Annotated in this window: 8 protein-coding genes and 1 pseudogene; 2 read left to right on the forward strand and 7 right to left on the reverse strand. The window is 66.6% G+C overall.

Annotated elements, in window-relative coordinates; all coding sequences use genetic code 11:
• The 7 genes from JZZ72_RS07520 to JZZ72_RS07550 form a co-directional block, all read right to left on the reverse strand.
• Window positions 1–2,028, reverse strand: coding sequence for a c-type cytochrome (locus JZZ72_RS07520; protein ID WP_088513950.1), 2,028 nt, complete (start codon window positions 2,026–2,028; stop codon window positions 1–3).
• A 176-nt stretch (window positions 2,029–2,204) separates the two neighbouring features.
• Complete coding sequence (locus JZZ72_RS07525; RefSeq protein ID WP_210014248.1) at window positions 2,205–4,643, reverse strand: penicillin acylase family protein; 2,439 nt, start codon at window positions 4,641–4,643, stop codon at window positions 2,205–2,207.
• Window positions 4,644–4,759: 116 nt separating this feature from the next.
• Window positions 4,760–5,401: a glutathione binding-like protein gene (locus tag JZZ72_RS07530; protein WP_043862633.1), complete on the reverse strand. Its 642-nt coding sequence runs from the start codon at window positions 5,399–5,401 to the stop codon at window positions 4,760–4,762.
• A 98-nt stretch (window positions 5,402–5,499) separates the two neighbouring features.
• On the reverse strand, window positions 5,500–5,706 hold the full coding sequence (locus tag JZZ72_RS07535) for an SEC-C metal-binding domain-containing protein (RefSeq protein ID WP_078480560.1): 207 nt from the start codon (window positions 5,704–5,706) through the stop codon (window positions 5,500–5,502).
• Between the two features lie 6 nt (window positions 5,707–5,712).
• Window positions 5,713–6,192, reverse strand: a complete 480-nt coding sequence (locus JZZ72_RS07540) for an LEA type 2 family protein (RefSeq protein ID WP_043862632.1) — start codon at window positions 6,190–6,192, stop codon at window positions 5,713–5,715.
• A gap of 2 nt (window positions 6,193–6,194) precedes the next feature.
• Window positions 6,195–6,671 (reverse strand): YchJ family protein, encoded by a 477-nt coding sequence (locus JZZ72_RS07545; protein WP_043862631.1) that lies wholly within the window; start codon window positions 6,669–6,671, stop codon window positions 6,195–6,197.
• Window positions 6,672–6,675: 4 nt separating this feature from the next.
• On the reverse strand, window positions 6,676–7,170 hold the full coding sequence (locus tag JZZ72_RS07550) for a DUF6231 family protein (protein ID WP_043862630.1): 495 nt from the start codon (window positions 7,168–7,170) through the stop codon (window positions 6,676–6,678).
• Between the two features lie 159 nt (window positions 7,171–7,329).
• Between JZZ72_RS07550 and JZZ72_RS07555 the strand changes: the two genes are divergently transcribed.
• Both JZZ72_RS07555 and JZZ72_RS07560 read left to right on the forward strand, forming a co-directional pair.
• Window positions 7,330–8,022 carry an OmpA family protein gene (locus JZZ72_RS07555; RefSeq protein ID WP_043862629.1) on the forward strand — a complete coding sequence of 231 codons (693 nt, stop codon included), beginning with the start codon at window positions 7,330–7,332 and terminating at the stop codon, window positions 8,020–8,022.
• A 90-nt stretch (window positions 8,023–8,112) separates the two neighbouring features.
• Window positions 8,113–8,401, forward strand: a pseudogene (locus JZZ72_RS07560) (OmpA family protein); the annotation flags it as partial.

Below are 8,401 nucleotides of genomic sequence, written 5' to 3' on the forward strand. Positions count from 1 at the left end.
TCAGTAGCGCGCGTCTACCGGGCGCCCGCCGTTGGGCCAGTCCTTGACCTTGTCGGGGAAGTCCGGGCGTGGCTGGCTGGAGAACCAGGCCGCCACGTCCACCGCGTCCTGGTCGGACAGGCCGCCCTGGCCGAGCGGGAACTTCTCGTGCATGCCGATCGGCATGTTGCGTTTGACGAAGGCGGCCGCAGTGTAGGTGCGCGCCATGCCGGCACCGATGTTGAACGACTGCTCGCCCCACAGCGGCGGGAAGATCCAGGTGCCGTCGGCGCGGGTCAGGCCTTCGCCGTCGTTGCCATGGCACACCGCGCACTGCTGGGCATACACCTGCTTGCCGTTGTCCAGGTCGGGCTTGATCGACGGGTCGACCTTGCCTACGCCGCGCCCTGGTACCTTGTCCTCGGGCTTGGTGTTGTTCTTCATCCACTCGAAGTACGCCACCATCGCCTGCATGTCGGCCCCTTGCGGTGGCAGCGGCGAGCCGCTCATCGAGCGCCGGAAGCAGCCGTTGATGCGCTCCTCCAGGGTGATCACCTTGCCCGCCCGTGGCGCATAGCCGGGGAAGAAGGCCGATACCCCGACGAACGGCGAACCGTCGGCCACGGTGCCGGCGTTCAGGTGGCAACTGGTGCAGTTGAGCGCGTTGCCGACGTTGTCGGGCAGCAGGTCGCGGGTCTGCAGGTGCAGGCGCATGCCGCGCACCACCTGATCGGCATTGCTGGCCGCCAGCAGGTCTGCCAGGCGCGGGGTCTCGAAGGTCGAGGCGTCGCGGTCCTGGGGCTTGAGCTGCTGGCGCAGCTTGGCCACCTGCGCTGCGCTGATCGCCGAGCCGTCGTTGCCCCAGCTGCTGCGCACGAACGTGAGGATCTCGGCGATCTCGGTGTCGGTCAGGCGCGAGAACCCGGGCATGGTGTACACCCGCGGGTGGGCGACGGTTTCGGCGGTCTGCCAGCCGGTCAGGGTGATGTGCAGCAGCGAGGTCGGGTTGGCCGAGGCCACGCTGGGGTTGTGCGCCAGTGGCGGGAACATGCCCGCCACGCCGGCGCCGTCCGGGCGGTGGCAGTCGCTGCAGAACTGCGTGTAGCCCAGCCCGCCGCGGCTGGTGAACAGGTTGTCCGGCGCTGGGGCAGGGGTTCGTTCCACCATCGGCATCGGCAGGTCGTCCTTGCCCGGCGGCAACGACTTGAGGTAGCGCGCGATGGCGGTGAGGTCGGCGTCGGTGAAGTGCTGGGTACTGTGGGAGATCACCTCGGCCATGTTGCCCGACACCGTGGCAAAGCGGTTCTGCCCGGTCTTGAGCAACTGCACGGTGTCTTCCACCGTCCACAGGTTGCGCAGGCTCAGGGCGCGCCAGTGCTCCACGGTCTCGCCGGCCAGGAAGTGCTGGCCGCCGCTGCCGGCGTCGTCCATGGCCTTTTCCTGGAAGGCCACGCCGCGCGGGGTATGGCAGGCGCCGCAGTGGCCCAGGCCCTGTACCAGGTAGGCGCCGCGGTTGAGCTCGTCGCTGCGGGCCGGGTCGGCCACGAAGGGCTGCTTGTCGAGAAACACCAGGTTCCACAGCGACAGGCCCCAGCGCTGGCTGAACGGAAACTTCATGTCCGCTTCCAGGTTGGGCTGGTTGACCGGCTTCACGTCCTCCATCAGGTAGGCGTACAGGTCGCGCATGTCGCCTTCGGTCATTTTCGCGTAGGAGGGGTAGGGCATGGCCGGGTACAGGTTGGTGCCGGCCGCGTTCACCCCTTCGCGCATGGCGCGGTCGAACTGCTCGAAGGTATAGCGGCCGATGCCGGTGACCTTGTCGGGTGTGATGTTGCTGGAGTAGATGGTGCCCATCGGCGTGGTCAGTTCGAGGCCACCGGCCATCAACTCGCCGCCCTTGGCAGTGTGGCAGGCCACGCAGTCGCCCAGACGGGCAATGTAGGCGCCGCGTTCGACTGCCGTTGCCGGGGGCGGCTCACTGGCAGACGCGGGGTACGCAAACAGCAGCGTCGAGCCAAGCATGGCCAGACGCGATACAAGAGAAGCCATCGCAATCGTCCTTTGGATGCGGCCGCAGGTGGTCCTGTAGGCACGTATCCGCAATCGTTTTTATAGGGTCATCAGACAAACCCGGTTATAGCCGATGGACGAGGGTGGCACTTTGATATGGATCAGCGCGGGGTGAGAAGGGGGCTCGCCGCCAGGGCGACGGCGAGCCGAAGGGGTTACTTGCCGGGCACCAGGGTCAGGCGCTTGCTGCCGTAGGCGCGTTCGAAGTTCTGCGGCTGCATCGGGAAGGTCACGTAGCTGCCCTTGAACCAGGCATCCAGGCCGTCGGCGAAATGCGCGCTGGCCGGGTTGCCCGACTGCCCGCTGCTGCTCACCCCCTGCAGCGGCTCGGCCAGGCCGAAGTCGACCACCATGCGCATCGACGGCATCAGGCGGGCATCGAAGTCCTGGCCCCAGGCATAGGCCGAGGCGTTGAGTGTGGTGTGGTCGCCGCCGGTGGCCAGCGGGCCGCGCTTGAGCGTGTCGCCCAGGCCATAGGGTGCGCTGACGGGCCAGTGGTACTGGTGCAGCTTGCCCCATTGCCAGGCCCGGCGGTCGGTGCCCATCTGCGCTTCGCCGGCGCTGATGGCCGCGGCCAGGCTGCGGGCCAGGATCGCCGGCTTGTCCTGCTTGCCCGGGCTGTTGCGGTCGTCCCAGAACGGGCTGTCGTCGCGGCCCAGCAGGTGATCGGCCTGGGCCGAGTACGACAGCCGCGCATTGGCGACGAAGGCCTGCCAGCTCGGGCTGGTTTCAGGCCCCAGTTCATCGAGGAAGATCTGCCGGGCGCTTTGCTGCAGGAACAGCTCGTACACCGCGGCATCCGCCGATTGCGGGCTCAGGCGCCCGTCGAACGCCATCAGCCGGGTGTAGGCCTCGCGGGCGCGGGCCTTCTGCTCGGCGGGCAGGGCGTCGATGGCCTGCTTGAGCGGCTGGGCCATGCCGGGTGCTTCGAACATGGCCTTGAGCTTGGCGGCGAGCAGGGTGGTCTGGTCGTACTGCATGGCGATCAGGCTGCGGCTGTCGTGCTTGCCGTTGCCGGCCAGCTGCGCCAGGCGTTCGGCACGCTCGGGGTAGTACCAGCTGTTGGACAGTTGCAGGCCATAGCCCTTGGGAATGCTGCGCTGGTTGGCATTGCCCAGCCAGCCTTGCGGCGGGTCCTGGTCGTAGGGGTGGAGCATGGCGTCGGCGTAGCCATCCCAGTCATAGCGCCCGTCGGCACCTGGGGAGGGCAGCAGGCCCTGGCCTTCGCGGCGGTTGGGGTAGCGGCCGGTAACCTGCCAGCCCACGTTGGCGGCGTCGGCGAACACCAGGTTCAGCGCGGCGGCGCCGATTTCGCGGCTGGCGTCGAAGGCACGTTCGACGCTCTGTGCCCGCGACAGGTCGAAGAACGCATCGAGGCTCTTGTCGCCCTTGAGTTCGGGCATCTTCAGGGCCAGGCCGAGGCTGCCCTGGGTGCCGGTCAGCAGGGCGCCGTGGCGGGTTTCGTACAGGGTTTCGCGTTGCGGGCGCTGGCCCTTGACGAAGTAGGTCTCGTTGCGCGCCTGCACCGGCTGCCAGCGGCCGTCGACTTCATAGAGCACGCGGTTGCCTTCGCGCTTGAGTTTTTCCAGGTACAGGTCCTGGTTGTCACCCATTGCCGCGCTGCTGCTCCAGGCCAGCTTGCCGTTGAAGCCGGACAGCACGAACGGCAGGCCGGCCAGGCTGAAACCGGCGGCCTGGAATTTGGTGGTGCGTACCTGCACCGGGCTCAAGGCCCAGGCGCCCTGGCTGTCGCTGGCCAGCAGGCTGCGGCCGCTGCGGCTGCGCTGCGGGGCGATGGCCCAGTTGCTCGACGCCGGGGTGCCCAGCAGGTTGAGCGCGGCCAGTTGCTCGCTGACCTTGTTCAATGTGGCCAGGCCCGGCAGCTGGCTGCCCGGGTTCAAGCCCTTGAGCTTGTCGGCTTCGGCCATGGCCAGCGGTTCGTCCGGGTAGCTGGGCAGCAGCCACGGCAGTGTGTCGGCACCGACTTTCTGCGCCAGGGTCAGTGCGGCGATTTCTTCCTGCAGGTTCACCGACTGGCTGAAGCTGTACAGGCTGAAGATCAGCGCCGAATCTTCAGGCTTCCAGTACTCGGGGCGGTAGCCGCTCTGGGCCAGCGGGGCCGGCAGGCGGTCGCGGTAGCGGAACAGGTAGGCGTTGACCCCGCGTGCGTACACCTCGAAGAAGCGCTTGAGGCGCGGCGAGGCGTCGGCGTAGAGGTCGCTGGCGTTCTTTTTCAGGTTGACCGCGCGCATGAAGCGGTCGACCTCCAGCGCATCCGGGCCGGCCATCTCGGCCAGGCGCCCCTGGGCCAGCAGACGCATGCCGACCATCTGCCCGATGCGATCGCCCGCGTGCACATAGCCCAGGGTGAACAGCGCATCGTGGAAGCTGCTGCTCTCGATCAGCGGCATGCCCAGGGCGTTGCGCCGCACCGAGACGTTCTGTGCCAGCCCCTTGAGCGGTTGCACGCCGCTGGTGGGGATGACGCTGTCCTGATGGTTGCCCAGTTGGCAACCGCCCAGACTGAGCAGCCCGAGCAGGGTCGCGGCGACGCCGAACCGGGGTAGAACGGGGGAAAGGGCTGGCGAGGCCATGGGCAAGGCTCCTGCAGGGGATGGCGCTAAAAGGCGCTACGTTAGTGAGCGCGATCACGCCATGCAAGCGGGGGCGCGGGCTTTATTTTCAAAGTACCGCGCGGCCTTGTCGTGGTTCAGGCTGGCGGCGGGTTGATCTGCTCGACCAGGGCGTAGGCGCGCTGTGTGGCGGGGCGTGCCTGGATGCGCTGGAACCAGCCTTTGAGGGCCGGGAAGTCGTCCAGGTTCTGCTGCTGCCAGGTGTGCGAAACGATCCACGGGTAGATCGCCATGTCGGCGATGCTGTAGTCGTTGCCGGCGACGAATGGTCGGTCGGCCAGGCGCTTGTTCAGTACCCCGTACAGGCGCGCGGTTTCGTCCACGTAGCGCTTGATGGCGTAGGGGATCTTCTCGGGGGCGAAGCGGTTGAAGTGGTGGTTCTGCCCGGCCATCGGGCCCAGGCCGCCCATTTGCCAGAACAGCCATTGCAGGGCCTCCTGGCGGCCGCGCAGGTCCTTGGGAATGAACTGCCCGGTTTTTTCGGCGAGGTAGAGCAGGATGGCCCCGGACTCGAACAGCGACAGCGGCTGGCCGTCGGCGGTGTCGTGGTCGACGATGGCCGGGATGCGGTTGTTGGGGGCGATTTTCAGAAAGTCTTCGGCAAATTGCTCGCCCTTGCCGATGTTGATCGGGTGAAGGGTGTAGGGCAGGCCGGTCTCTTCGAGAAACAGGGTGATCTTGTGGCCGTTGGGGGTGGTCCAGTAATACAGGTCGATCATGGTCACGCTCCGTTTGATGGTCGTCTGCTGGAACTGTGCTTGATGTCGAGGCGCAGCGTGTGTGGGAGCGGGTCAGGCCCGCTCCCACAGGGGAGGCATCAGGCCCCGTGGCACTTCTTGAACTTCTTGCCGTTGCCGCATGGGCAAGGGTCGTTGCGGCCAACGTCCTTCAGGGCATTGCGCGCAGGTTCCTGAGGGGCATGGTTGCAGTGCGGGCCATGCACATGGCCGTGGTCATGATCATGCGCGTGATGGTCATGATCGTGATTGCAGTCGGGGCCATGGACGTGGGGTTGCTGGGTCATCGAGGGTTACTCCGGAATGAGATCGGCGGGAATTATCTCACCCTTGCGCAACAAGTGCAGGTCGTGGGCAAAGAATAATCCGGTGCTCAGCTCACCCTCCAGGCGATAGGGGATGGCCTGATCGGGGCGCTTGAGCAGCTTGGCGATGGGCTTGAGCTGGCGCCACAGGTTGGTACGCACCGGTACCTGGATGGTGCGCCGACTGTGCGCGTCCACCCGAAACCACTGGCCGTGGTCGCCTTCGACCAGCAACAGGTCGGCCAGGTACACCGCGTAATGCAGGTTGCGCACCTGCAGGGTGCTGTCGTTGGGATTGTCGATACGAAAGTGCAGGATGAACTCCTGCTGCATCAGCCGCGCCTTTACTGTCTCGACCCGCACCAGGTGCACGCCGGGGTCCTGGTAGCTGCCGCCCCACCAGCTGGCGCAGCCCGCCAGATTCATCAGCAGCAGGCCGATGAGCAGCCGACGGGCGCAGGTGGTCATGACTAATGGCTCATGTAGCTGGCGCAGCACTTCTTGAACTTCTGCCCGCTGGCGCATGGGCAGGCGTCGTTGCGCCCGGCCTTGAGGCCCACCGTGGGGTCGATGAAGTACCAGTGCCCGCCGTTGTGCACGAAGGCCGAGCGCTCGCGGTGGCTGTGCTCGCCGTCGTTGTCGTGCCAGCGCGCCGTGAAGGTGACGAACGCGTGATCGGGCTGGCCGCCGAACACCTCGGCGCTCTCGACCTCCAGGCCCAGCCAGGTGCTTTGCGCGCTCCAGGCGGCAATGCCGGCGCGATCCAGCCCGGCCTGCTGCACCGGCAGGGTGGTCTTGATCAGGTAATCCACCAGCCCCAGCACATAGGCGCTGTAGCGCGAGCGCATCAGCGTCTGTGCATCGGGCGCCGGGTGGCCGGCATGATAATGCCCGCAGCAGGCATCGAGCAGGTTACCGCTGCCGCACGGGCAAACCGAGACACTCATTGCATCACCACCAGTACTTTCCAAAATTTTGCGGGTTGGCCCAGAACTTGGCGTTGAGCCAGTCGGGTACCTGTTTGTAGTCACGTAGATCATAGGTGAACAGGTTCAATACCTGCTCGTCACGTTGAAAACGCTCGCTGTCCTGCAGCGCCAGTGCGTAGAAGTCGGTGTCGCGCCAGCCGCTGGCCGCAAGGTCGACCAGCACCGCCACGCGGCTGGCGTTGAGGTTGCGAATGCCGCCGAGCAGTTGCAGGCCCTGCTGGTTGCTCAGGTGTTCCAGGCAGTCCACCAGCACCGCCAGGTCGAAACGCTGCGCGGCAAGCTCGGCCGGCAGCGCGCCGGGGCGGGCCACGGCGATCTGGGCCTGCGGGTGCGCGGCGGCGAAGGCCTCCAGTGCCGGAAACGACGTGCCCACCAGCAACAGGCGTTGCGGGGCATGGTGCTCCAGCAGGGCGGCGAGGGCCTGCTGGGGCGTGCGCGAAGAAAAACGGTCAGTCATCGAAGCTCCTCGTTAATGCGTCAAGACTAGCCGGCCCGCGACGCAAGGCATAGAGGCACGCGCAAAGCGCCATGGCTTATTGCTGGCGCAGATGGAATCACCGGTCTTTACTCCCAGAGCATCGGTTTTGCACCGATTCCCCCTAGGAGACGCGACAAAATGAGCATAGTTCGCACAGCATTGCCTCTGGTTCTGCTAACCAGCGTATTGACTGGTTGTGCAGGTTTGCAAAAAACCGACTGGCCGAAGTGTGCCGCCGTCGGGGGCGTTGGCGGTGCCGCCCTGGGCGCCATCGAAAGCTCCAGCTGGGCCGGCTGGGGCGCGCTGCTCGGCGGCGGCCTGGCGGCCGGTTACTGCTGGGCCCATGGCGACGGCGACGAAGACGGTGATGGCGTACCGGACAGCCGTGACAAGTGCCCGGGCACCCCGCGTGGCGTTCAGGTCGATGCCAACGGCTGCCCGCCGGAGCCGGTCGCGGTGGTCGAGGAAGTCGTGGTGGTCAAGGAAGAGGTCATCGTGATCCGCGATGTGCTGTTCGAGTTCGACTCGGCCAGGCTCACCACGGCCGACAAACTGCGCCTGGACAAGATCGCCACGCGCCTCAAGGCCGAAGCCCCGAGCGCACGCCTGAGCGTCACCGGGCACACCGACAGCCGCGGCAGCGATGCCTACAACCAGAAACTCTCGGAGCGCCGCGCCCATTCGGTGACCGACTACCTGGTCGAGAGCGGCATTGCGCGCAGCAGTTTCGTTTCGGTGCAGGGTGCCGGTGAAACCCAGCCGGTGGCAGACAACAACACCGCCGACGGACGCGCGATGAACCGCCGCGTGGAAATTCGCATCGATCGCTGAAGCCCTTGCGCCCCGCGGCTTGTGAAGTGTCGCGGGCGCGTCTTTACTCCTGTGTGACCGGTACTGGCCGGTGACACAGGAGCATTCCCCATGAATGTAATCACCAAGGCTGCGCTGCCCGTGCTCGTGGTCGCCAGCCTGCTGTCCGGTTGCGCCACCCACAGCGATGGCAGCGCCCCGTTGAACCAAAGAACCTGGCCCCTATGCAGCCTGCTGGGCGGCGCCGTGGGTGGCGGCCTGGGCGCCATCGAAAGCTCTGCCTGGGCCGGTGGCGGCGCGGCGCTGGGTGCCATCGCCGGTGGCCTGATCTGCTTTGCCCAGGACGGTGACGAAGACGGCGATGGCGTGTTCGACCGCCGCGACCGCTGCCCCGATACCC

Origin of the sequence: Pseudomonas palmensis, from assembly GCF_017848315.1 — a bacterium.
Taxonomy (GTDB): domain Bacteria; phylum Pseudomonadota; class Gammaproteobacteria; order Pseudomonadales; family Pseudomonadaceae; genus Aquipseudomonas; species Aquipseudomonas palmensis.